This is a genomic window from Mariprofundus ferrooxydans PV-1, assembly GCF_000153765.1.
Classification (GTDB): Bacteria; Pseudomonadota; Zetaproteobacteria; order Mariprofundales; family Mariprofundaceae; genus Mariprofundus; species Mariprofundus ferrooxydans.
This window is the reverse complement of sequence record NZ_DS022295.1, coordinates 922,898-946,204: the sequence shown is the minus strand read 5'-3', so window position 1 is coordinate 946,204 and position 23,307 is coordinate 922,898. Positions and strand designations below refer to the sequence as shown.

Genomic DNA, 23,307 nt, shown 5'->3' with positions numbered 1-23,307 from the left:
TGCTTTTACGGAGATCATAGCGCAGACGGAATGAGAGCGATGACTCGCTACCTTTGGGGACGGTAACCCATACATCGGATGCAGGCCTGAGCCAGACATGATCTTCGGTGCCCTCAAAGACCTCCACCTGACGACGAATTTCCCGCTCGGCAGGTCTTTTGGTGACAAAGTGGTTGAAACCGAAACGCAGCAGCGTGCGGGTCTCCTGTGCGCGGGCACGGTCGGACTTGGTGCCGAATACAGCAGCTACAAAGCGGGTGTTCGCTTTTTCTGCTGATCCGACCAGACAGTAGCCGGCCTCCTGGGTATGTCCGGTTTTAATGCCATCGGCCTCGGACATGGTCCACAGCAGGCGATTGCGGTTGGGCTGGGTGCGTCCGTCATAGGTGAAATCTCTTTCGTCGAACAGCTTGTAGCGTTCGGGGAAATCGCGCCACAGGGCTGCACCCAGAATGGCCATATCTCCGGCTGATGAGTAATGCCCTTCAGTTGGGAAGCCGGTGGCATTGACAAAGTGGCTGTGCAACATGCCCAGTTCCCTGGCTTTGGCATTCATGCGTTCGGCAAACGTACTTTCGCTGCCCTCCATATGTTCGGCCAGTGCAATGCAGGCATCATTGCCGGAGTAGGTGGCGATGCCGTGTATCAACTGGCCCACAGTCGGATGCATGCGGGGGTCAAGAAACATCGTGCTGCCACCGATTTTCCATGCTTTCTGGCTGACTGAAACAGGCGTGTCCAGCGACAGTCGCCCCTGTTTCAACGCTTCAAATGCCAGATAGAGGGTCATCATTTTGGTCAGACTGGCCGGTGGCAGTTGTTCATCGGCGTTGTGGCTGGCGATGATCTGACCGGAGCGGGCGTCGATCATGGCCCATGCTTTTGCATCCAGTCTGGGGGATTCCGGCCAGGCGGCAGCGTGTACTGCGAGCGGCATCATCAACAACAGCACGGCCAGTGCGTGCAAGAGCTGTTTTGCCGGTTTGCCGGTTCGGATTGTCATTACCATTGCCAGTTCTCCTCAGGGGGTTGATTCCATTGTTTTGTTTCCGGCAGGGCCGGTGGCCTGATGCACAGGCTAACAGCATGCAGCATCAGACGCGGGTGAGGTTTGCCGCCATAGCGGCTGTCACCAAGAATGGGACACCCTAATGCAGAAAGGTGTACACGCAATTGGTGACTTCGCCCGGTATGCGGGACAAGTTCCACCAGGGCCCGGTTATCGCGCCGCTCGACTACGTGCGCCTCACTGTCGCAGGCGCGCCCGTCGGGCGAGAGATGATATCGGCCATGGGCATCACGATTGCGATCTATGGCCAGGCGGATGCGCTGATCATCCCAGTCCGGTGCCGGTGATACGACAGCCAGATAACGTTTTTCGACAGCATCATGCCAGTGGGCCTGCAGGTGTTGCAACATTGCAGCGCTGGCGGAAAACAGCATCAGGCCGGAGGTGTCACGATCCAGCCGGTGCACAGGCCGCAACTCACTGGCCTGTGCAGGGGTCAGTTCAAGGTGGCGCGCCAGCTCATCCGGCAGCGTGCCACGGCTGCGATGCAATGCTTCCTGAGCATATTGCCCGCTTTTCTTATGTATCAGATACAACGGCGGTTGTTGCCAGACCAGTTGCGCCGGAGTGAATGGGATTAGCCGTTCACCTTCGAGCATGACGACCCGGATGTTGTCATGGCAACTGAGTTTCCGGCCGGCTGTCCGACAGCGCTTGCCGTTGAGGTAAACGCCGCCCTCATCAATGGCGCGACGGCTGCGTCGGCGCGAGAGCGTGAAAACCTCTGCCAACCCCTGATCCAGCCGTTGTCCGGCCAGAGCAGTCGTGACGCGACCCTTGAGGTCGATAAATTCACCCGGTTTACTCATGCGAACCCGAGAGCGCCTGCAGTACCTCGGCATGCGAATGGCATATCCGTATGCTGTCGAATGCCCGGTCGGCGGAGAGAATCAGTTGCTCACGCAAAATCTCGACTACCGGCTCCCACATCCCACCGTAGAGCAGTAGCGGGCGCGGTTCCAGTACGCGAATGGCAATCAAATCCCAGGTCATGGCCAGCTCCGCCAGTGTGCCCAGTCCACCGGGCAGCACCAGCCATGCATCCGATTGCTCGATCATGCGTCCCATGCGGTCAAAAAAATCGGCTGCGCGCACCTCCTCGCTGAAGGTGTTATTCGGCGGAGTGGGAAAGCGCTCCAGTGTAATGCCGCGAATGTGACCGCCGCCGGCGTGAATGCCTTCGGAAAAAGCAGCCATCATGCCCTGATGTCCGCCGGTCATCCCGTTCCAGCCGGATTGGGCAATGCTTTTGGAGAGAGCGGCTACATCCCTGTAGACCGGGTCACCCTCTCCGATGCGCGATGAGCCGAAGGCGGCCAGACGAGGTCGTGCGGTGCTCTCTGTTTTCATTCAATAATGACCATGGGCTTGGAGAAACCCTCCTGTTGCAGTGTGACTACGGTTTTTTCGACCTGACTTACCTGACTGAACGGGCCGATACGCACCCGATAGAGTAGCAGGCCATCAATATGTACCGTTACCAGATGGGCATCGGGGTGATGCGGCAGCAGTTGTGTCTGTTGTCTGAGTGCATTCTGTTGCGAACGGAATGCGCCCAGCTGAACAAACAGATGGCCGCCGGCGGTCGGTGTGGCGGCAGGTGCATACGGGGGCTTAACGTTGACCATGCTCGTCTGAACCGGCGCCCTGATTGCTTCTGCGACCGTTGGAGTGGTATTGGCAGGTACTTCATCAAGTGTCTGTACGCGTACGTGTGCCGTGCCCTGATTGGCATAGCCCAGTTCTTTGGCGGCGGCGTAGGAGAGATCGATCAGGCGCTCCTTAACGAACGGGCCACGATCGTTAACCCGCACGATGACCGCACGCCCGTTGTCCAGGTTGGTGACCCGAACCAGTGTCGGCAGTGGCAGTGTCTTGTGAGCGGCAGAGAGTGCATGCATATCGTAGCGTTCGCCATTGGCCGTGCGTTTGCCGTGAAAATCCTTGCCATACCATGATGCAATGCCGGTTTTGTCATAGTGCGTTGCAAACGGCATCGGAGTGTACCAACGCCCGGCTATCTTATAGGGGTTGCCTGTTTTTCGGACGCCATCCTTGCCATCGGGTAGTTGCGGATGATCCGCAGGCAGATGCGTTGTTACCGGTCTGGCGCAGGCGCTCAGCAGCAGTGCGATCAGTAGCCCCGCATTCAGGAGACGGCGAATATCTTGCCTCCGAGCATGGCGGCCACTTCACTGGCTGCCATCGCATAATTATAAGAGCGATTCCAGCGCGTAATGACATAGAAGTTATAATGCACCAGTGCAAACCGTCGTCCCTGAGCCGGTTGCATGTCGATAATGGCAACCTTGTCATCATCATGCCAGCTGGAGGGAAGAGGCGGCAGTTGTTGCCTGATCTCTGCCAGTTCTCCCCACTCTCTGAAGCCGGCTTTGGCACGGGCAGCCAGAGCCGGTGTGACCGGTAACCAGTGAGCGCATGGCCGCCCGGCTTCCCATCCATGCCGGTGAAAATAGTTGCCGACGCTGGCAATAATGTCGCTGGGGGAGTCCCACACATTGCGCCGGCCATCGCCATCGGCATCCACGGCATAGGCGCGGAACGATGAGGGGATAAACTGGGTGGTGCCGAAGGCACCGGCATAGGAGCCCAGTGCAGTGGTCGCATCGAGTTTCTCCTCCCGGGCCATTAACAGGAATTCGCCAAGTTCATGACGAAAGAAGTCGGCACGGCGCGGGAAACCGGTGGAGAGGGTGTACAGGGCATCAATGATGCGGTCGCTACCACGGTGGCGGCCATAGCGGGTCTCCATCCCCAGAATAGCGGCAATCAACTCAGCCTCGACCTGATACTCTTTCTCCACAGTCTTGAATATTGTTGCTTGCTCGCTCAGGTAGCGTTTTCCCGCCTGTTGCATGCTGTCGGTCAGAAACAGTGGTCTGTATTCGGCATACGGGCGCGACTCATAGGGTGTGGTGATGCGTGTGATGATGCTGGGTATAAAACGGGCGCCTTTTAGCGTCTGTGCAATCTGTTTTTCCGGCAGGCCGGTTTCAGCAGCAATCAACTGTGCCAGGTAGGCCTTGCTGAAGTGTTGCTTCGGATGTTTGATGACGGCTGCGAGCAGAGATGGCGACAAACAGAGTGACAGGCCGGCCAGGCCGATGCCGCGTAACAGAGTGCGCCGTAAGGGGCTGGCAGGTGATCTGTTATCCGCTGAGAGATCAGTGGCATCGGATGGCGGGTGATTCAATGGGTAGCGCAAAGGCATGTGCGGTATGCTAGCGGCGAATATCACTGACTGGTAGGGGCTATTCTACCACCTTTTTGCGCAGCACCTTGATATGACCACGTTTGCTCTTGTTCTCCGGACGTTGCTTGATGGAGCCACATGATTTGCGGTCGGTTTTACGCTTTCTTGTGACGGCCATGGCTGGGGATATCAGGCGGGGTGAACGATTGAGCAGGTTGCTTACTTTAGCGCATCATTGTCGGCATCAATACCGAAATAAAAGGCTCTGTCAGCCATGCGTCGGGCGCGTTGGGCTTCGCGCGCCTGTTGTGCGGCTCTGGCAACGGCCGGAGTAAGCAAGGGGGGATGCCACCTGCCAGCCGGCACCTGATCGATAGTAATCCATAGTGGCGCACGCATGCTGAGCGGGCCGGGTATGGATGTGGTGGTCACCGGTAGAGTTTCTGATCCGTTAGTATAAGGCTGAACCTGCCAGGGCAGGGTGTTAAAAAAGAGCAGGCGGGGCGCAACCGGCTCTGCATCTGTCATTGCTGTCTGAGCCAGCAGCACAGGCAGGACGAAGAGCAGTGTGTAATATCGCAGTGGACGATTCATCAGGGCTGCGCCTTTGTCAGCTCAACGGATGCGCGGCATCGTTAAAAGATGAACTGACGTTTCTCCGGCAACCCTTCCATATCCAGCAGCAGCGTCTCGAAGAGGCCTATCTGCTGCCATGTTTGGCCGTTTTTTGTTTTCAGAATCAATGAAACAACGGGGTTCTGACCGACAAAGGCGATGAGTTTGCCGCCATTGGTGAGCATAGCTTCGATATGGGCGGGAATCTCCCGAAGGGCAGCCGCGAGAACAATGACATCAAAGGGTTGCTGCATCTCAGGGCAGGCGGCTACGGCGGCGGGATCCATGGCATTGATGGTGACTACCTGTGCATTGGTGATGCCATGTTGTTGCAGGTGCCCGCGCGCCGATTCGGCCAGCGGTTCATGGATTTCGCAGCTGACGACTTCACCACTCTGCATGGCCAGCATGGTGGTGAGAAAACCGGTGCCGGTGCCGATTTCCAGCACACGTTCACTGCCTGTCAGAGCCAGGTGTGAGATAATCGTTGCTTCCTGAAGCGGGCTGAGCATCTCCTGGTTGCAGGGCAGGGGCACATGCCCTTCCATATAGGCCAGGCTCTTGACATGCTCGGGTACGAAATTTTCTCTGGGCATGGATTCAACCAGATCCAGTGTTGAGGCATCCAGCACCTTGCAGCAGCGAATCTGTTGATCCACCATGTTTTTACGCGCAAATTGAAAGTCGGTAACAGTCATGTGAATGGCTCCCTCTCCAAAGGTGATTCTGCAAAAACGTCGTGCATGCAACGGCCGTCAGATGCCCGTTCATCTGATGCGGCGACACGGCTTGAAACAGTGTTGATTTCAAGGCACAGCAATATGCAGAGGTTGCTGTGAAATTGCAAGCCTGAGCCTGCGGCTGTACAGTGGGGCTACTACTGGCCCCGGTTACTGCTGATGCGCTGATCCCGCAATACTTTTTTGCCTGCGCCCAGGCTGCCGGTATCAGCCAGCAACTTGCCATCTACCAGGATGCGCAGGGACGGGGCGTTGCCGCAGGTGATCCATAGTGCATCAACCGGCTGTTTCAGGCTGATGTGATGCCCCTGCTGCAATAGCGCTTCCTTGATTAGTCGACCCTTGCCGTCGCCGGCAGGGTTCGGCATGGATATCTGGATCCAGACCGAGGAACCGACAGCTTCGAAACGATAGGTGTGGGTTGTCGGTGGCTGTGGCGTAACGGTTTTTCTTGCCGGTTTCGGGATGGCCTGCGTTGTACTCCGGGTTGTGGCGACGGTCGGAGCAGTCTGCGTCGTCTGTTCTGTGACGATGCCGACGGTTTCGCCCGGAGTCTTGTCATCAGGCTTTGAGGCAGGTTCTGCAGGGGGCGAGATCGGTGCGGTCGTCTGAGCCGGAGGTGAGCTTTCGACAACAGGGGCTTCGGCTGTGTTCGGTGCACTCATCGTCACGACAGCCGGCGAGTGGTTTTCCGGCGCCTGCTGATAGAGGACATTGAATGCGATCAGCAGAATGATGAACAGGGCGGATGCGATCCAGGCCCATTGCCGTGACGGGGCTACCGGCGGATCCGGGAAAGTAAGCGGGCGTGTGAGTGTGTAGGCGCTGTTTTTCAGCCGTTCAACCTCATCGGTCAGATCCAGTCGGAGATAGGCACTGTACTGCCGCAGAAAGCCCATGGCATACACATCGTCCGGCATCGAGTCCCAATTGCCGGACTCAAGTGCTTCCAGATGTTTGCGGCGCAACTTCAGTTTTCGGGCCGGTTCGTCCAGTCCCTCCTGCAGTGCCAGACGCGCTGCGGTAAGTTTATTGCCGATATCCGTGAGTAATGTCTGTCGCACATCGGGGTTGCCGGCAGGCTGCGTCACCTGATCTGCCTCATTGTGCTCGTCAGTCATTTCGTCGGCAGGCTGATGACTCATGGCTGCTGCCCCGCCTTCTCCATGGTGCTGATTGCCCAGGCACGATCAGTGTCGGATGATGTCACCCGGCTAAAGGCGCTGAGTGCATTACGTGCAGCGTTGGGTCGATGTTGCTGGATAAGTACCCTGACCAGTCCCTCTACAGCAGCACGGTTTTGCGGTTGTGAGCTGATAATGTTTTCGTAGAGAGCCTGTGCCTGTAACGGTTTTCCTGAGAGGGCATAGGTGTCAGCCAGCCTGAGTGCGGCCAGTGTATTGTCGGGATTGAACGTACGTGCCTGCTGAAAAGCTTGAATAGCGGCGGTATATTTTTTCTGTCCTGACAGGGCATTGCCGAGGTTGATGAAGGCGAGATCCTGATTGGGATAACGGGGATCATTCAGGGATGCGCGGGCTGCTTTTTCGGCTTCCGGATATCGCTGCATACGGTTGAGCAGGTTGGCGTAATTGTTCTGTGTCGCCGCGCCTGCACCGTTACGCAACGCTCTGAGATAGAAGGTCTCGGATTTTTTCAGGTCGCCGCGTAATAGCCAGGCGTAGCCCAGTGCATCGAGTACCGCCGGCTGATCGGGAACCATGCTATCTGACTCCATCAGCTCCTCGAATGCTTTGGGTAGCATGTTTTTGCCCAGCGCATCCACGCCAATCTGATAGTGCAGGCTGGCCAGCTTGTGCTGACGTTCAACCTCTTTGCTGTTGTTCGTGGCGCAGGCTGACAGGGTCAGCAGGATGGCAATGGCCAGCAGAAGGGGAGGGCGCGATCGCATAATAATCACAGCAGCCGTTCTACCAGTGCATGGACAGGAAGGATGGCACTGTCATCGGCTGTTTTAAGGTCGGCGAAAATACCCTGCTCAAGCGCCTGACGGCAGCCGCTGCTGCATGCGGCGTCATGCCCGCTGGCGAAGAATGCCTGCAGCATACGCTGAGTATTGGCGACATTGGCCTGCATAACCTCAAGAATTGACTGTACAGAAACGTCCTCTTCCTGTCCGTGCCAGCAGTCGTAATCGGTGCACATGGCTACCGTTGCATAGCAAATTTCCGCCTCACGGGCGAGTTTGGCTTCGGGCATATTGGTCATGCCGATGACATCCATGCCCCAGCTGCGATAGAGCTCGGATTCGGCGCGGGAGGAGAACTGTGGTCCCTGCATCACCAGATAGCGGCCACCGTTATGGGTGGTGATGCCCGATGCCAGACAAGCCTGTTCCAGAGCGCTTCTCAGTTGATTACATACCGGGTCTGCGATTGAAACATGCGCGACGATCGGCCCGTCGAAGAAGGTGTTTTCCCGGCTGTGAGTGCGATCAACAAACTGATCGACCAGCACGAACTCGCCGGGGTGAATATGTTTGCGCAGCGAACCGACAGCGGAAATTGAAATGATGCGATTTACACCGGCCAGTTTCATGGCATAGACATTGGCACGATAGTTTATTTTGTGCGGCGGGATGCTGTGGTTGCGCCCATGTCTGGGTAGGAAGACTACTTCCTGATCTCCGATGCGGGCCAGCACCAGCTCATCCGAGGGCGCTCCGTAGGGGGTGTCGATCGTCAGGGTGTCGATGATTTCGACACCGGCAATATTGTAGAGGCCGCTGCCGCCGATAATGCCGGTACGTTGATGGGTGAGCTGACTCATGAAACCCCTTTTGTGTCTGCCTTGAGTTGTCCGCATGCGGCCATGATATCCTGTCCGCGCGAGCGCCTTACCGTGGCACGAATACCTTTTGAAATCAAGTGTTGCGCAAATTGATTCATGCTCTCCTTTGCTGTTCCCCGGTATGAAGTGCCGGGATAGGGGTTGAACTGGATCAGGTTAACCCACTCCCGTTCAGGGTTCACAAAGCGAGCCAGTGCAGCCAGATCCTCGGCCTGATCATTGACGCCATCGAGCAGTACATATTCCAGTGTGATATGACGCTGCGTCGCCAGCGGGTAGGCATCCAGACACTCGCGCAACTGTGCCAGTGGGTGTTTACGATTAATCGGCACCAGCAGATCGCGTTTCTCATCGATGGCCGAATGCAGCGAGATGGCCAGATTGACCGGGTGGACCGCACCCAGTCGCTCGATCTGCGGTGTCAGGCCGGAGGTGGAGACCGTGATGCGGCGGCGTGAAAGCTTCAAGCCATCCTCATCCATCAATATGGCCAGACTGCCATGGACTCCCTCTTCATTGGCCAGTGGCTCGCCCATACCCATGTAGACAATATGAGTAACATCGTTGTGCAGATCATCTGTCATCGGCTCATGGCGCAGGTCGGCCTTGATCGCCAGTACCTGGGCGACAATTTCGCCGGCGCTGAGGTTGCCTTCAAACCCTTGTGTGCCGGTATGACAGAAGGGGCAATCCAGCACGCAGCCGACCTGTGATGAGATGCAGACGGTTCCGCGTTTTTCCTCGGGAATAAAGACAGCCTCGATCATCTTGCCTGCCAGACGCGGACGGTTGAGGGCAAATACATATTTGCGCGTGCCATCAGTCGAGCATTCCCGCCGAATCAGACGCAGCGGTTCGCACATCAGCGATGTGAGGAGGCGATCACGCAGCGCATCCGGTATGTTTTTCATCAGTGCCGGGTTCAATATGCCCTTGTTACACCAGTCGAGCACCTGTTTGGCGCGGAATTTCGGTTGCATCCATGCTTCCATCAATCCTTGCAGATCGCTGAGATTGAGCGCGCTGAGCTGGGCAAGATCTGCTGTGGCGGTTTTTCTTGTCTGTGTCATGCGCGGTATTGTGACAGGGCATATGCATCCGGCAAGCGGAGGGGCAACCGGTCGCCCGGAGGATGACTGGTAGCGTTGTCCATGTGATTGTGATGATGGAAATCGCGACGGCAGTGCGTAAACTGTGATCTAAGCATATACGATGTGGAGTGCTACGGAGGAGGGGGTGATGGAGATCAGTCTGACAACAGAGGAGCTGGCACTGTTATTGCGACTGGCCTGTATAGGGGAATGGGTCAAACACGGCCATCTCGAGGGCGATGAGCGCAATGATGCGGATGTGCAGGCGCACAGGCATGTGCTGCGCAAGCTGCTGGCTGCCGCGTACAAGGCGAAAATGACCGCTCTGGTCGAATATGATGGAAAAGTGGATGAATACTTTGAGACAAAGGCGTTCGAAGCCGATTATCTTCAATGTATTGATGAGTATGTGGAAGAGGCTTTCTGGGAAGAGTTGGCAGACCGGCTTGCCGCGCGCGACCTTATCAATGAACTGGGAGAAGCAGGCTTTGAGGCGCTGCCGCAAGTCGAGAGAATCGAAAAAATTACAGACCTGACCGAGTGGTACCTCCATGAATGGGCGACACACGGTATCCGGCGGCTGAAAGTGGAGGCCATGCCGGGCGATTTAACAGCGGAAACGCTAAACTGACTATTATGGAAGATTCGATTGCATTTACCAGCTGGACAAGCTGTCGCGTGTCCATCGTTATCCGGCTCCTGCTGACGACCATCTCGTGTGCCTGGCCTTTGAAATGAAAAATGCAATTGATAACAGGGTTCGAACCTGCGTCATTCACCGCCAGGTAATATTATGCCGTGAGCATGTATGTAATCGGAGTCTTATTGATTGATGCCCGGCCCGGCGCCAGACCGTGAAGGTGCTGACCTGACCTCTTGCAGGCAGGTTGATCGGATGGGGATATGCTCCGTCCTGCATCGCAGGCAAGAGGAGTGTAGGTATTGTTGCATACTTGTTAGTGCGTGTGTGATTAAATAATAATCAGTTGGCCACTCTGATTGGGATAAAACAGGGCTTATCCAGCTGTAATCGGGGCGGCTCTGAAGTGGCAGTAAATGTGCTAGCTGAATTCTGATGATACAAACGGGCCAACAAGAGAAGTCAGGGGAAAGGGTTTGCTGAGCAAGCCAGCGACATCCCTGTTGCGCCGACTGATCGGCTGGACGGTCGTTATCGCCCTGTCCGGGTTTCTCATCTCCCGTCTGAACCCTGACTGGCGCTGGGAGCAGGTTCCGTTTCACTCGCTGATTGAGGGTGTCGGCGGTTTTGTTGCCCTGGTTGTTGCATATTTGCTGCTGAAATCACCAGTGCTATCCCGGAGCTTGCCCGAATATATATGGGTGGCTTGTGCGTTGGTAGGCATGGGGACGCTTGACCTGTTTCATGCCGGCCTCTACCCCGGACGTCAATTTATCTGGTTTCATAGCCTGTCAAACTTTGTCGGCGGTCTGCTCTTTGCACTGGTCTGGCTTCCAGCGCGCTTTAGCAATATAGCTGTTACCATCCGGTTGCCGCTGGTTGTGTTTTGCGGGGCGGCTGCTATTGCAATATTTACCCTGTCGCTACCGCAAGCGCTACCGGCTATGAAGGATAGCGTAGACTTTAGCGATATTGCCCGGTTTCTTAATGTGACCGGAGGCGTCGGTTTTATTGTTGCTGCGATCCATTTTATGCGCGTGGCGACCAGCAATACATTTCGGTTTGCCCCGGTACTTGCCAACCACTGCCTGTTGTTCGGTCTTTCGGGGTTATTGTTTGAATTCTCGGTGCTATGGGACGCAGTATGGTGGGAGTGGCATCTGCTCCGTCTGGCCGCGTACGGTTTTATCCTCTACTTTTTTTACCTCTCTTATATCTGCGAGCGCAATCGTTATGAGGGTGAATTGAGAAAATTATCGCAGGCGGTAGAGGCTAATGGCGAAGGCGTGATGATTACCGATATGAATGGCACCATCGAATATGTGAATCCGGCATTTACCGATATTACTGGATATTCGGTGGCAGAGCTGATCGGCAATAATCCGCGTCTGCTCAAAAGCGATGCACAGGATCCGAAGTTTTACGAGCAGCTGTGGAGTACCATCAGTAGCGGCAGGATGTGGAACGGTCTGCTGATCGACCGCAAAAAGGACGGCTCCTTCTATCCGGCTCGAATAGCTATTTCGCCGATTACGGGCGAATCTGGTGAGATTACTCATTACGTTGCCATGCAAAGCGATATGACCGAATACCGCAAACTGGAAGATCAGTTCAGGCAGGCGCAGAAGATGGAATCGCTTGGTACGCTGGTTGGCGGTATCGCCCATGACTTTAACAATATGCTCGCTGCGATCGACGGCAATCTCTTCCTGGCATCACGGTATGTGGAAGATCCTGTGGCTCTGCAGGATCGATTGAGCAATATTCAACAACTCAGTGGCAAGGCTGCGAATATGGTGCAGCAATTGCTGACCTATGCACGCAAGGATGTTGTACGGATGCAGCCGGTGTCACTCAGGGATGTTTTGCAAAGCGGCAGCAAGTTGGCCGACAGCCTGATTCCGGACAATATTGTTTACGATTTTCAGGTGTGTACGGAGGAGTTGGTAGTCAATGCCGATGCAACACAACTGCAACAGTTGTTTATTAACCTGATCAATAATGCCTGCCATGCCGTAAGCAGGGTTGCAGAACCAAAGCTGGTCTGTTCGCTGGAGTCAGTTACGGCCGATGAAGTATGGCTGTCCAAGCACCCGAATTTGCAAACCAGGCAGCTGGCTCATTTCTCAATTGAAGATAACGGTTGTGGTATCAGTCGGTCAAATCTGGATAAAATTATCGAGCCATTTTTCACCACCAAAAGTGCTGGAGAGGGAACCGGCCTGGGATTGTCGATGGTCTACGGGTCGGTGCAGCGGCACGGGGGTGTTTTTGAGGTGGAGAGTGAGCAGGGGGCGGGTTCTACGTTTCATGTTTATCTGCCGTTAATGGCGGTCCCGGTATCAGGTCAGGGAGAAGATGAGGCGGCGGTGCTGTCGGATGTGTGCGGGAATGGAGAGCTTATCCTGCTGGTGGATGATCAGGAAGAGCTGCTGGAGACCAACGCATATGTGCTGGAGAGTATGAACTATAGGGTATTGACGGCCCGTAATGGCGAAGAGGCATTGCAATGCTATTGCCGGGAGAAAGATCGTATTGCATTGGTGCTGACCGATATCGTTATGCCGAAGATGAGTGGCGTCAAGCTGATGGAGGCCATTTGGGAGATGGATAACCGCGTGCCTGCCATTTTAGTGTCCGGCTATGACAAATTGAATGATCCGTTGCCAATGGGGCAACAGGCCCGGGTACGGGTGATCGGTAAAACCAATATGGTCATGGAGTTGGGAGGGGTGATACATATACTGCTGGCCGACGGGAAGTATGATAAGCCTTTATAGGCCATTGATGAGGGGATGAAGCCGGTTATCTCTCTATAAACCCCATTTCTTTTTGCTCAGGGAGAAGAGGAACTGCCGGCGTTTGTTTGTCGGCATGCTGCGCAGTGCCGCTACGTAGACAGCTTCATCTTCCGGCAACGATTCGGCCAGCGTTAATGCTTCTCTCTGTACGTCGGCAGAGAGGGTGTTGAACAGCCTCAGCGCCTGGGCACTCATGTTTTCAGGATTCAATGCTCTGCCTTATCATTCGCATGCGACGAACTATCCGGATAACTACAGCAGGGTCTATGGTTATGTCATGCGGTTGTCACGAGGGACAATCAGTCTGCAGGTGAGTTGATCTGGCGCCCGTGTTGTTCTGCTGTCAGGGTGGTACGGATGTCAGCGATGTTTTGCCCCTGTGCGGTGAGCGAATGGCAGTGGATCAGTGAGGAAAGGCGTATGCGCTATGAAGTGATGGATACGATTATTGAGCCGTATGGCCGTTTGGAGGTACTCTCCAAGCTGGAGGTCGTCCAGTTACTGAATAACAGCTCGGGCGGCTTGTACCAGTTATTTCGCAGCTGCTCACTGGCGGTGCTTAATTGTGATGCGGATCTGGATGACGGTCGGCTGCTGCTGGAGCGTTACAGGGATTTCGAGATTCATGTGCGTCAGGTGGAGCGCGGTATCAAGCTGGAGTTGCTCAATGCGCCTGCCGGCGCGTTTGTCGACGGGCAGATGATCAGGGGTATTCACGAACATCTGTTTTCGGTACTCAGGGATATTGTGTTTACCCATGATGAAATCAATCACAACCCGAATATAGATCTGGAGAGCTCCGGCGGCATTACCAATGCGGTGTTTTACATCCTGCGTAATGCCAAGGTGCTCGATCTGATTCGGGAGCCCCGAATGGTGGTGTGCTGGGGCGGCCATGCAATCAGCCGAAATGAATATGATTACAGTAAGCAGGTTGGCTATGAAATGGGCCTGCGCGGGCTGGATATCTGTACCGGCTGCGGACCGGGCGCGATGAAGGGGCCGATGAAAGGGGCCACGATCGGCCATGCCAAACAGCGTAATCATAACGGCCTCTACCTCGGCATTACCGAGCCCGGTATTATTGCGGCCGAGGCGCCCAATCCGATTGTGAATAACCTGACGATTTTTCCCGACATCGAAAAACGGCTGGAGGCCTTCGTGCGTGCCGGGCACGGTGTTGTGGTCTTTGCCGGCGGCGTCGGTACAGCCGAAGAGATATTGTATCTGCTGGGTATTCTGCTGCATCCGGATAACAGTGAGATGCCGTTTCCCCTTGTAATGACAGGTCCGGAATCAGCCAGAGCCTATTTTGCCCAGATTGACGACTTTATCGGCAAAACACTGGGTGTTGAGGCGCAACAGAAATATCAGGTGATCATTAATGACCCGGTGCTGGTGGCGCAAAGGATGCGGGCGGGCGTGAAGCAGGTGAAAGAGCATCGTAAACAACTGGGCGATGCCTATTATTTTAACTGGTCGCTAACCATTGCGCACGCCTTCCAGCAGCCGTTTGCGCCTGTGCATGAGAATGTACGGAATCTGGCCCTGCATAAAAACCAGCAGCCCTGGCTGTTGGCCGCAAACCTGCGTCGTGTGTTTTCGGCTCTGGTGGCAGGCAATGTGAAAGACGAAGGTATCCGTGCTATAGAAGAGTATGGCGATTTTGAGATCCATGGTGATGCTGAGATTATGGAGCCGGTTGATGCGCTGTTGACGGCATTTGTAGCCCAGGGGCGGATGAAGATGAGCGCCGAGAGCTACAGGCCCTGTTACAGAATCGTGTGAGCTTCGGTTATGGTTGTGACACTCCCGCCCGGCATGATTGTGTTTCGTGCCTTTTGCCATGGTTTGAGTTATACTGCGCCGCCAGAGGGGGCTGCACATGGCGTGTGGCCCTTTATCTTTAGGTAAACAGGGTTCATCAAACACCCTGTTGAACAGGTGTGTAATGACGACAGATGTACTGTTTAATGAGCTGGGCTTATCCGAGCCGGTTCTCAAATCAATTAAAGACCAGGGCTATGAAAACGCTACGCCGATTCAGGCGGCAACCATTCCGCTGCTGCTGGAGGGTCGCGACGTACTCGGCCAGGCGCAGACGGGAACGGGCAAGACCGCAGCCTTCGCGCTGCCGTTGCTGTCCATGATCGATATCGATCAGCGTGATCCGCAGGTGCTGGTGCTGGCGCCGACGCGTGAGCTGGCGATTCAGGTGGCCGAGGCATTCCAGCAATATGCCCACCATATCAAGGGATTCCATGTGCTGCCGATTTACGGCGGTCAGTCCTACGACATCCAGTTGCGCCAGCTTAAAAGAGGCGCGCATGTCGTGGTCGGCACACCCGGGCGTGTGATGGATCATATCCGCCGCAAGACATTGAACCTGTCCGGGTTGAAGACCCTGGTTCTGGACGAAGCCGACGAAATGTTGCGCATGGGTTTTATTGATGATGTGAAATGGGTGCTCGAGCAGCTGCCTGAGCAGCGTCAGATTGCCCTGTTCTCGGCAACCATGCCTGCGGTAATCCGCAAGATCGCGCAATCGCATCTGAAAAATCCGCAGCATGTGACAATCAAGGATAAAACCACGACAGCGCCTACCATTCGTCAGCGTTTCTGGATGGTTAGCGGCCGTAATAAGATTGATGCACTGACTCGCATTCTCGAATTTGAACCGTTTGACGGCATGATCATCTTTGTGCGCACCAAAACGGCAACCGATGAAGTGGCAGAGCGCCTGGAAGCGCGCGGTTATGCCGCATCAGCGCTGAATGGCGATGTTAAACAGTCGCAGCGAGAACAGATCGTCAACCGACTGAAGAGCGGCAAGATTGATATTGTCGTGGCCACCGATGTGGCGGCACGCGGGCTGGATGTGGAGCGCATTTCACATGTGATCAACTACGATATCCCGCATGATACCGAATCCTATGTCCATCGTATCGGTCGTACCGGCCGTGCAGGCCGCAAGGGCGATGCGATCCTGTTTGTGGCGCCGCGCGAAAAGCGCATGCTCTACTCGATTGAGAAGGCCACCAACCAGCGCGTTGAGCAGCTGGAGATGCCGACCACCGAGGATATCAACAACCTGCGTATTGCCGACTTCAAGCAGCGCATCAGTGATACGCTGGCAGCCGATGGTCTGGAGCTGTTTGCCGGTATCGTCGAGCAGTATGAGCAGGAGCATAATGTGCCGGCTCAGGAGATAGCTGCAGCGCTGGCCTTTCTGGCACAGGGCGACAAGCCGTTGCTGATCAAGGATGTACCGGGTACCCGGCCTCAGCGCGAGGCGCGTCCGGCCCGTTTTGAAGAGCCGGAAGACAAGCGCCGCAGCATGCGCAACCTGCGCAGTGAACGCGTTGAGGATTTCACCGCCGCTGATGATAAACCGCGTCGCGAGAAACCGCGTCGTGAAATCGGAGCGCCGGAGCGCGGCAAGGATCGTTACCGTCTGGAAGTAGGCAGTAACCATGGTGCCGAGGCGCGCAATATCGTTGGTGCGATTGCCAATGAAGTCGGTCTGGAATCGGAATTTATCGGCCAGATTCATATTGCGGATACCTATAGTACCGTTGATCTGCCTGAAGGGATGCCCAGCGCTATTTTTCAGCAGCTCAAGCAACTTTATGTCTGTGGTCAGCAGCTTAATGCTTCCCTGGAAGAGACAGGCGGTGCAGGTTTTAAACGACCGGTCAAACGCAAGCAGTTCCGTCCCGGCGATGCCGACAGAGGCGCTAAACGTGGTCCGGCGGGTGGCAAACGTGCCGGCGGACATGCAGGACCTCATAAGCGTACGGACGGCGGTTCCAGAAAGCCGGTGCGCAAAAAAAAGTAATAGGTTCTCTCAGATAAAGTAGTATAGTGTGAGCGAAAGAATAATAATAATGTCACAAGCAATACAGGGAGCTCGCCCGCCGGGCTCCCTTTACTGGATTACAGCTGCTTTGTAATGCTGCACCGGCAACACTTATGGAGTTGGTTGTATCTGACAGTCAATGAGGATATGTCATGACTTCTCCTGAACACACAGAACTGCAACCATGGTTGAACTTTAAAGGTACTCAATGGCAAGATCGCATTGATGTCCGGGATTTTATTCAGCAAAATTATTCTCCCTACACAGGCGGTGACGGTTTTCTCGCTGCCGCCACTACGCGCACCAAAGAGCTGTGGGTGGAGATATCAAAACTGATCGAGCAGGAGCGTATCAAGGGTGTGCTGGATGTATCCAGCGATATCGGCTCTTCGATTACCGCGCATGAACCGGGTTATATTAACAGACAGCTTGAACTGATTGTCGGTTTACAGACCGATGCACCGCTTAAGCGCGCGATTGTTCCGAACGGCGGCCTGCGTATGGTTGAAGCCGGTCTGCAAGCTTACGGTTTTGAGCTTGATCCGGTCGTTAAACAGGCCTACCAACTCTACCGCAAGGATCACAATCAGGGTGTGTTTGACGTATACAGTCCGGATATCCTGGCTTGCCGTCGCTCCGGTATTATCACCGGCCTGCCCGATGCCTATGGTCGTGGCCGCATTGTCGGTGATTATCGTCGCGTGGCACTCTACGGTGTCGACTTCCTGATTACCGATAAGAAACGTGAAAAAACCGAGCTGGACAACGTGGTATTCAGCGAAGAGATCCTGCGTACCCGCGAAGAGCTCTCCGAGCAGATCAGGGCACTCGATGAGCTCAAGCAGATGGCAGCCGCCTACGGCTTCGATATCAGCCGTCCTGCGGCGACGGCGCAAGAGGCCGTGCAATGGACCTACTTCGGTTATCTGGCTGCAATCAAGGAGCAGAATGGCGCAGCCATGTCGATCGGTCGCATCTCCACATTTTTGGATATCTATATCCAGCGCGATATTGATGCGGGTCTGCTGGATGAGTCTGCAGCACAGGAATTGATTGATGATCTGGTGATGAAGCTGCGTATCGTGCGCTTTCTGCGTACGCCGGAATATGATCTGCTCTTCTCGGGTGATCCTGCCTGGGTGACTGAAGCCATCGGCGGCATGGGTGAAGACGGGCGTACGCTGGTAACCAGAAGCAGCTTCCGCTTCCTGCACTCACTGTACAATCTCGGCCCGGCGCCTGAGCCCAATCTGACGGTACTCTGGTCGAATGCGATGCCCAGAGGATTCAAGGAGTTCTGTTCACGTATCTCAATTGAAACCAGCGCCATCCAGTATGAGTCGGATGATCTGATGCGCGAGCACTGGGGTGATGATTATGCCATTGCCTGCTGTGTTTCGGCCATGCGTATTGGCAAGCAGATGCAGTTTTTCGGTGCACGCTGCAATCTGGCCAAAACCATGCTCTATGCGATCAATGGTGGCGTGGACGAAAAAACCGGCGTGAAGATTGTCGACGGTTTTGAGCCCATTACCGCTGAATACCTCGATTATGACGAGGTTGTGACGAAGCTTGAGCAGATGATGGAGTGGTTGGCCACGACCTATATCAAGGCACTCAATGCCATCCATTTCATGCACGATAAATATCATTACGAGCGTATTGAGATGGCGCTGCACGATCGCGATGTGCTGCGCACGATGGCATGTGGTATAGCCGGCCTGTCGGTTGCTGCTGACTCGCTCTCTGCGATCAAATACGCCAAGGTACGTGTGCTGCGGAATGAGCAGGGCATCGCTACCGACTTTGCCATTGAAGGCGCATATCCGGCGTATGGTAACAACGATGACCGCGTGGATCAGATTGCAGTATGGCTGGTCGAAACATTTATGGAGAAGATTCGTAAACACAAGACCTATCGCGACAGCACTCCTACCCAGTCCGTGCTAACGATCACCTCCAATGTCGTTTACGGCAAGAAGACCGGCAATACGCCGGATGGCCGTCGTGCAGGTGAGCCGTTTGCGCCCGGAGCCAATGCGATGAACGGACGCGATACAAAAGGTTTTATCGCCTCCGGAGCATCGGTCGCCAAGCTGCCTTACCATGCGGCACTCGACGGTATTTCATGGACGGCAACCTGTACCGAAAGCGCGTTGGGGCACACATTGGCAGATCAGGTGAATAATCTGAGCAACTGTGTTGATGTCTTCTGCAATGCCAGCGGCTTTCACGTGAATGTGAATGTACTCAATCGGGATACGCTGCTTGATGCGATGGAGCACCCGGAGAACTATCCGCAGCTGACGCTGCGCGTTTCGGGTTATGCGGTGAACTTCATCAAACTGACCCGTGAGCAGCAGCTCGACGTGATCAACCGTACCTTCCACCTCCATTTTTGATACTGCGTGCTGCCTTGTCGTTATGGCAGGGCGGCCATCCACAGGACCTGCTGATTAATGACAGAGAATAGCGAGGGTAAACCGCCGGGGGTGATAGCACCTGCCTGTATCGATGAGCGGGGCAGACTTTGCGGCTTTGTGCACTCCAGCGAAATGGGTAGCGCTGTGGACGGGCCGGGCATGCGTTTTGTGTTGTTTGTCTCAGGCTGCCAGTTCCGTTGTCTCTATTGCCATAATCCGGATACGATCAAGATGCATAACGGTACGTTGAGAACCGTCGATCACGTGCTCGAAGAGATCGCCGAATTCGCAGCCTTTCTGCGCTTTGCCGGCGGCCTGACGATCAGCGGTGGTGAGCCGTTGATGCAGGCGGATTTTGTCCGTGAGGTCTTTTATCTGGCCAAACATGATTATCATCTGCACACAGCGCTCGATACGCAGGGTTTTCTGGCCGCTCATCTGGAGGATGAATGGTTCGACGATATCGATCTGGTACTGCTTGATATCAAGCATATTGATCCGGATAAATATCTGGCGCTGACCTCACAACCGCTGCAGCCGACGCTTGATTTTGCCCGGCGCCTCTCCGATATGGGCAAGAAGATGTGGATTCGTTATGTACTGGTGCCGGGTTACACCGATGACTTCGATGACGTCGAGGCTCTGGCCGACTTCGTGTTGACGCTCGATGGCGTTGAGCGGGTGGAGGTGCTGCCATTCCACAAGATGGGTGAGCATAAATGGGAAGAGCTGGGGTTTCCCTACCATTTGAAAGATGTTCGAGCCCCATCGGTTGAGCTGGTTAAACGTGTCATCACCCAGTTCCGCACGCGTGGGCTGACTGCCTGCTAGGGGGCCTATAATCATTCCGGTCAAACGGGCGGGCAGGGGAGAAGGTGCGCAAAACGAGCTCTCTCCCTAATCGTTATGCCTCTGTTTGTACCACGTCTTGAATGAGGCTGCATCCAGTGGTCGGCTGTAGAAGTAACCCTGCACTATTTCGCAGTTCATCTCTTTTAACATGAGCATCACATCCTCTGTCTCCACGCCTTCGGCAACGATGGATAGCTTCAGGTCATGGGCCAGGTCAATCACACCACGAGCCAGGCGTTCGTCTCTGCTGTCACTGCATATATTGGCCACAAAACTCTGATCCAGTTTTAATTCATGGGCCGGAATGTTTTTCAGGTATGAGAGCGATGAATAACCGGTACCAAAATCATCGAGTGAGATCCGGAATCCGGCATCACGTAATACCTGTAGCCGTTCGATGGCCAGTTCAGGATGTGCCATTACCGAACTTTCCGTTACCTCGATCGTAATAGATGATGGATCCAGTTTGTGCTCACGACATGTGTCCACAAATAACTCGATCAGCTGGGAATCATGGAGGTCTCTGGCCGAGATATTGACGGCAATATTGATTTTAATGCCATCAGATTCCCATAGTTTGCACTGTTCCACAGCCTCTTTGATCACCCATGTCGTGATTTTGCCGATTAATCCCTGTGATTCGGCAATGGGAATAAACTCGGCAGGCGATAAGCCATCTTCACCCAACCAGCGAATCAGTGCCTCAACAGCACAGACCCTGTTTGTCTCCAGACTGACCTTGGGCTGATAAAATAGTGTGAACCGGTTTGAGGCAATGGCTTGCCTGATGCGCGAAGAGATCTCAATGCGCCGTGATGCGGCAGAGCTTCTCGCCTCTTTGTAAGTGACCGATGATAGTTGCTCCTGCTTGGCTGTTTCGAGTGCCGCATTCGCACATCGGAGAAGTTCCTCAGCGTTATCTGCATGATCAGGATAAATCGCAATACCGGTGGTGCTGATAATATTGATCGTAACGCCACCAACCTCAAAAGGAGTATCTGCTGCCTGACGAATCTTCTTTTCTACAACCTTGCTGCCTGCCATGTCGGTATGGGCAGCCAGTATGGCAAAGCGATCTCCGTTCAGGCGGGCCACTGAACTTTCATTCAGAGAGGCGATCATATCAGAATCCCTGCATACACCCTGTATTGCCTTGGCGATATGAACCAGTACATCGTCACCAACCTGAAAGCCCATCTCCTGATTAATATCGGAAATGCCCTGAGGGTCGATCACAATGAGGCTGATACGACTTAAATCGCGGATCGCTTCGTGTATCTCATGATTGATTACCTCGTGAAAGAGGGGGCCGCAGGGCAGCCCTGTGAGATTGTCATGCAGCAACAGGCGATCTTCCTGTTCAATGATAGTCTGCCTGCGCACAGGTTGAATCAAAAGGTAATAGAACGTCGGCAGAATTAGCAGTCCAAGCAGCAGGCCATCTGTGATCGCCATACCAATATTACCGAGATTCGGATGAGGGATGTAGAGAAAGAACAGCATGATAGCAATCTCTGCAATCACAGAGATTGCTATTACCTTTATTGCAATCAGCCAGAGGTTGACAGGTCTGCGTGCTGTTATTTTGCCACCTCGATTCATTAACAGTGCCTCTTCTGAACCTGAAAAAGTATACCGATATTAATATGATAGCGGCAACCCCGGCATTCTTCAACGCGAGCAGTCCAAATACCCTGTTTATATTCTAACCGGGCCTCGTGCGCATGACTACCTGTCAGGTACTGATTTGACCAAAAAGATATAGTCTGTAGAGAATTTTGTGTTTCTGTTAACGGTGATTATTTTACAATAACCTTGTTGCGTCCTGATTCTTTGGCCAAATAGAGGGCTTCATCGGCGCACTTGACCAGATCCTGTTCACCTGCCACTTCGAGCTCAGGGTAAGAGGTGACCCCTATACTGATGGTGACGTGGATGACCTGATCACCGTCTGTTACCGACGTTTCCTCCACCATATGACGCATCCGCTCTCCGATATCGCGGGAGTTCTCCTTTGAAGCGACGGGGAGGATAACCAGAAACTCCTCGCCGCCGTAGCGCATCAGGATGTCGCCCTCGCGAAGGGCCGCACGCGCTGTTTTCGTGACTTGAATGAGAACCCGGTCTCCCACCAGGTGGCCATAGGTATCGTTTACCTTCTTGAAATGATCGATATCGAACATCATCACACCGAGGTGCCCGGTCGTTCTGACCGCACGGCTGAACTCCTCATTGAGTCTCGCCAGTCCAAAACGACGGTTGTAGATAGCGGTCAAAGGGTCAAGGGCTGCGAGCTTTTGCAGTCTGTCGTGCGTAAGGGCGTTATTCATCGCAAGCGCCATGCCCTGGCCGAACAGGTCCAGGCTTGACCTGACTTTGTCAGTAAATCCGACAGCACTGGCCAGAATGATGACGCCGAGCGGAACGCCCTTGTAGAGCACCGGATCTACAATCACCTCGCGCGGACGAAAATCCGTCAGCACGCCTTCAACAGCTACGTCCTCGGGCAGCATCACACTCATACGTTTCTGGCTTTGCAGGGCTCGCCGGATGTGGTCGCTGTCTGTCAGGGCGTCAGCAGAGCGAATCCCCTGGGATGCGACTGTTTTCATCTGACCTTCTGTTGCGATCAATATAGCGCCGGCATTCGCATCGGTATGCTGCAGCAGCTGCTGAAGGGCTTCCTCCACCAGCAGGTCCAGATCCAGTTGACTTGCCAGCATCGCGCTGAAGGCGCGGACATCGGCATCACTCTTATGCGAGGCAGCCAGGGCCTCGACAAGGTAATTGAAGGCCTTTCCGCTTTCGCCTATCTCGTCCTCTGAATCTACCGTAATGAAACAGGCTTCAGGCGTGCATTTATTCATATCCCCGGTCTGGGACATCTCTCTCAGATTGGTTTCAACGAATCTCATCCGGTCAGCCAGCATGTGCAGTCTGCTGCCGACGATGGTGCGGGCCAGCCAGATGTTGGCCCCGCCAACAATGAAGCCTGCGGCCATCGTCGCCGCAAAAAACGAGGGGGTCAGCACAGCATCTGCCGGCAGACCCATCATCACTACAAAAAATGGAAAAACCAGCCCCATAACAAGGCCGAGGCCTGTCATCCAGATGGCTAGATCGGTAAATACTTTACGCGTCAGACGAACCATGGAATTCCTCCTGTTGAACGGAACTTTTAAGGCAAAGGTC

The 23,307-nt window shown here is 54.5% G+C and carries 20 protein-coding genes; 6 read left to right on the top strand and 14 right to left on the bottom strand.

The window, feature by feature from the left end:
* The 11 genes from SPV1_RS11335 to rlmN all read right to left on the bottom strand — a co-directional run.
* A partial coding sequence (locus SPV1_RS11335) for a D-alanyl-D-alanine carboxypeptidase family protein (protein ID WP_081442001.1) occupies window positions 1-1,009 on the bottom strand: 1,009 nt, incomplete at its 3' end.
* Window positions 1,003-1,878, bottom strand: a complete 876-nt coding sequence (locus SPV1_RS11330) for an RluA family pseudouridine synthase (RefSeq protein WP_009851349.1) — start codon at window positions 1,876-1,878, stop codon at window positions 1,003-1,005. The genes SPV1_RS11335 and SPV1_RS11330, both read right to left, overlap by 7 nt.
* Window positions 1,871-2,419 carry an LOG family protein gene (locus SPV1_RS11325; RefSeq protein ID WP_009851348.1) on the bottom strand — a complete coding sequence of 183 codons (549 nt, stop codon included), beginning with the start codon at window positions 2,417-2,419 and terminating at the stop codon, window positions 1,871-1,873. Before SPV1_RS11325 ends, SPV1_RS11330 begins: the two co-directional genes overlap by 8 nt.
* On the bottom strand, window positions 2,416-3,066 hold the full coding sequence (locus tag SPV1_RS14735; RefSeq protein ID WP_009851347.1) for a septal ring lytic transglycosylase RlpA family protein: 651 nt from the start codon (window positions 3,064-3,066) through the stop codon (window positions 2,416-2,418). Before SPV1_RS14735 ends, SPV1_RS11325 begins: the two co-directional genes overlap by 4 nt.
* Before the next feature lie 152 nt (window positions 3,067-3,218).
* On the bottom strand, window positions 3,219-4,301 hold the full coding sequence (locus SPV1_RS11315; protein WP_009851346.1) for a lytic murein transglycosylase: 1,083 nt from the start codon (window positions 4,299-4,301) through the stop codon (window positions 3,219-3,221).
* Between the two features lie 201 nt (window positions 4,302-4,502).
* Window positions 4,503-4,877: a hypothetical protein gene (locus SPV1_RS11310; protein ID WP_009851344.1), complete on the bottom strand. Its 375-nt coding sequence runs from the start codon at window positions 4,875-4,877 to the stop codon at window positions 4,503-4,505.
* A 41-nt stretch (window positions 4,878-4,918) separates the two neighbouring features.
* Complete coding sequence (locus tag SPV1_RS11305; protein WP_009851343.1) at window positions 4,919-5,596, bottom strand: protein-L-isoaspartate O-methyltransferase family protein; 678 nt, start codon at window positions 5,594-5,596, stop codon at window positions 4,919-4,921.
* A gap of 179 nt (window positions 5,597-5,775) precedes the next feature.
* Window positions 5,776-6,783, bottom strand: a complete 1,008-nt coding sequence (locus tag SPV1_RS11300; RefSeq protein WP_009851342.1) for a helix-turn-helix domain-containing protein — start codon at window positions 6,781-6,783, stop codon at window positions 5,776-5,778.
* The gene (locus SPV1_RS11295; RefSeq protein ID WP_040881853.1) at window positions 6,780-7,550 is read right to left on the bottom strand and encodes a tetratricopeptide repeat protein; all 771 of its coding nucleotides are present in this window, start codon (window positions 7,548-7,550) and stop codon (window positions 6,780-6,782) included. Before SPV1_RS11295 ends, SPV1_RS11300 begins: the two co-directional genes overlap by 4 nt.
* A gap of 5 nt (window positions 7,551-7,555) precedes the next feature.
* Window positions 7,556-8,428 carry an S-methyl-5'-thioadenosine phosphorylase gene (mtnP, locus tag SPV1_RS11290; protein ID WP_009851340.1) on the bottom strand — a complete coding sequence of 291 codons (873 nt, stop codon included), beginning with the start codon at window positions 8,426-8,428 and terminating at the stop codon, window positions 7,556-7,558.
* A complete protein-coding gene (gene rlmN / locus SPV1_RS11285; protein ID WP_009851339.1) occupies window positions 8,425-9,519 on the bottom strand; it encodes a 23S rRNA (adenine(2503)-C(2))-methyltransferase RlmN in 1,095 nt (364 codons plus the stop codon). The genes mtnP and rlmN overlap by 4 nt, the downstream gene beginning before the upstream one ends.
* Before the next feature lie 169 nt (window positions 9,520-9,688).
* On the opposite strand from rlmN, the gene SPV1_RS11280 reads away from it, so the two are divergent.
* Together SPV1_RS11280 and SPV1_RS11275 are read left to right on the top strand one after the other, a co-directional pair.
* Entirely contained in the window at window positions 9,689-10,171 is a 483-nt protein-coding gene (locus SPV1_RS11280; protein WP_009851337.1) for a hypothetical protein, read from the top strand.
* A 485-nt stretch (window positions 10,172-10,656) separates the two neighbouring features.
* A complete protein-coding gene (locus SPV1_RS11275) occupies window positions 10,657-12,960 on the top strand; it encodes an ATP-binding protein (protein WP_009851336.1) in 2,304 nt (767 codons plus the stop codon).
* Between the two features lie 33 nt (window positions 12,961-12,993).
* Here SPV1_RS11275 and SPV1_RS11270 read toward each other — a convergent pair whose 3' ends face one another.
* Complete coding sequence (locus tag SPV1_RS11270; RefSeq protein ID WP_009851335.1) at window positions 12,994-13,176, bottom strand: hypothetical protein; 183 nt, start codon at window positions 13,174-13,176, stop codon at window positions 12,994-12,996.
* A 225-nt stretch (window positions 13,177-13,401) separates the two neighbouring features.
* Between SPV1_RS11270 and ppnN the strand changes: the two genes are divergently transcribed.
* The 4 genes from ppnN to pflA all read left to right on the top strand — a co-directional run bounded on the left by ppnN (window position 13,402) and on the right by pflA (window position 20,094).
* Window positions 13,402-14,769 (top strand): nucleotide 5'-monophosphate nucleosidase PpnN, encoded by a 1,368-nt coding sequence (ppnN, locus tag SPV1_RS11265; protein ID WP_018294141.1) that lies wholly within the window; start codon window positions 13,402-13,404, stop codon window positions 14,767-14,769.
* A 163-nt stretch (window positions 14,770-14,932) separates the two neighbouring features.
* Window positions 14,933-16,819, top strand: a complete 1,887-nt coding sequence (locus tag SPV1_RS11260) for a DEAD/DEAH box helicase (protein ID WP_009851333.1) — start codon at window positions 14,933-14,935, stop codon at window positions 16,817-16,819.
* Window positions 16,820-16,992: 173 nt separating this feature from the next.
* Window positions 16,993-19,242 (top strand): formate C-acetyltransferase, encoded by a 2,250-nt coding sequence (pflB, locus tag SPV1_RS11255; protein ID WP_009851332.1) that lies wholly within the window; start codon window positions 16,993-16,995, stop codon window positions 19,240-19,242.
* A 57-nt stretch (window positions 19,243-19,299) separates the two neighbouring features.
* Entirely contained in the window at window positions 19,300-20,094 is a 795-nt protein-coding gene (gene pflA, locus SPV1_RS11250) for a pyruvate formate-lyase-activating protein (protein ID WP_009851331.1), read from the top strand.
* A 66-nt stretch (window positions 20,095-20,160) separates the two neighbouring features.
* On the opposite strand, the gene SPV1_RS11245 is transcribed toward pflA, so the two are convergent.
* Together SPV1_RS11245 and SPV1_RS11240 are read right to left on the bottom strand one after the other, a co-directional pair.
* Complete coding sequence (locus SPV1_RS11245; protein WP_009851330.1) at window positions 20,161-21,717, bottom strand: putative bifunctional diguanylate cyclase/phosphodiesterase; 1,557 nt, start codon at window positions 21,715-21,717, stop codon at window positions 20,161-20,163.
* Window positions 21,718-21,914: 197 nt separating this feature from the next.
* Window positions 21,915-23,267: a sensor domain-containing diguanylate cyclase gene (locus tag SPV1_RS11240; protein ID WP_009851329.1), complete on the bottom strand. Its 1,353-nt coding sequence runs from the start codon at window positions 23,265-23,267 to the stop codon at window positions 21,915-21,917.
* Window positions 23,268-23,307 lie beyond the last annotated feature (40 nt).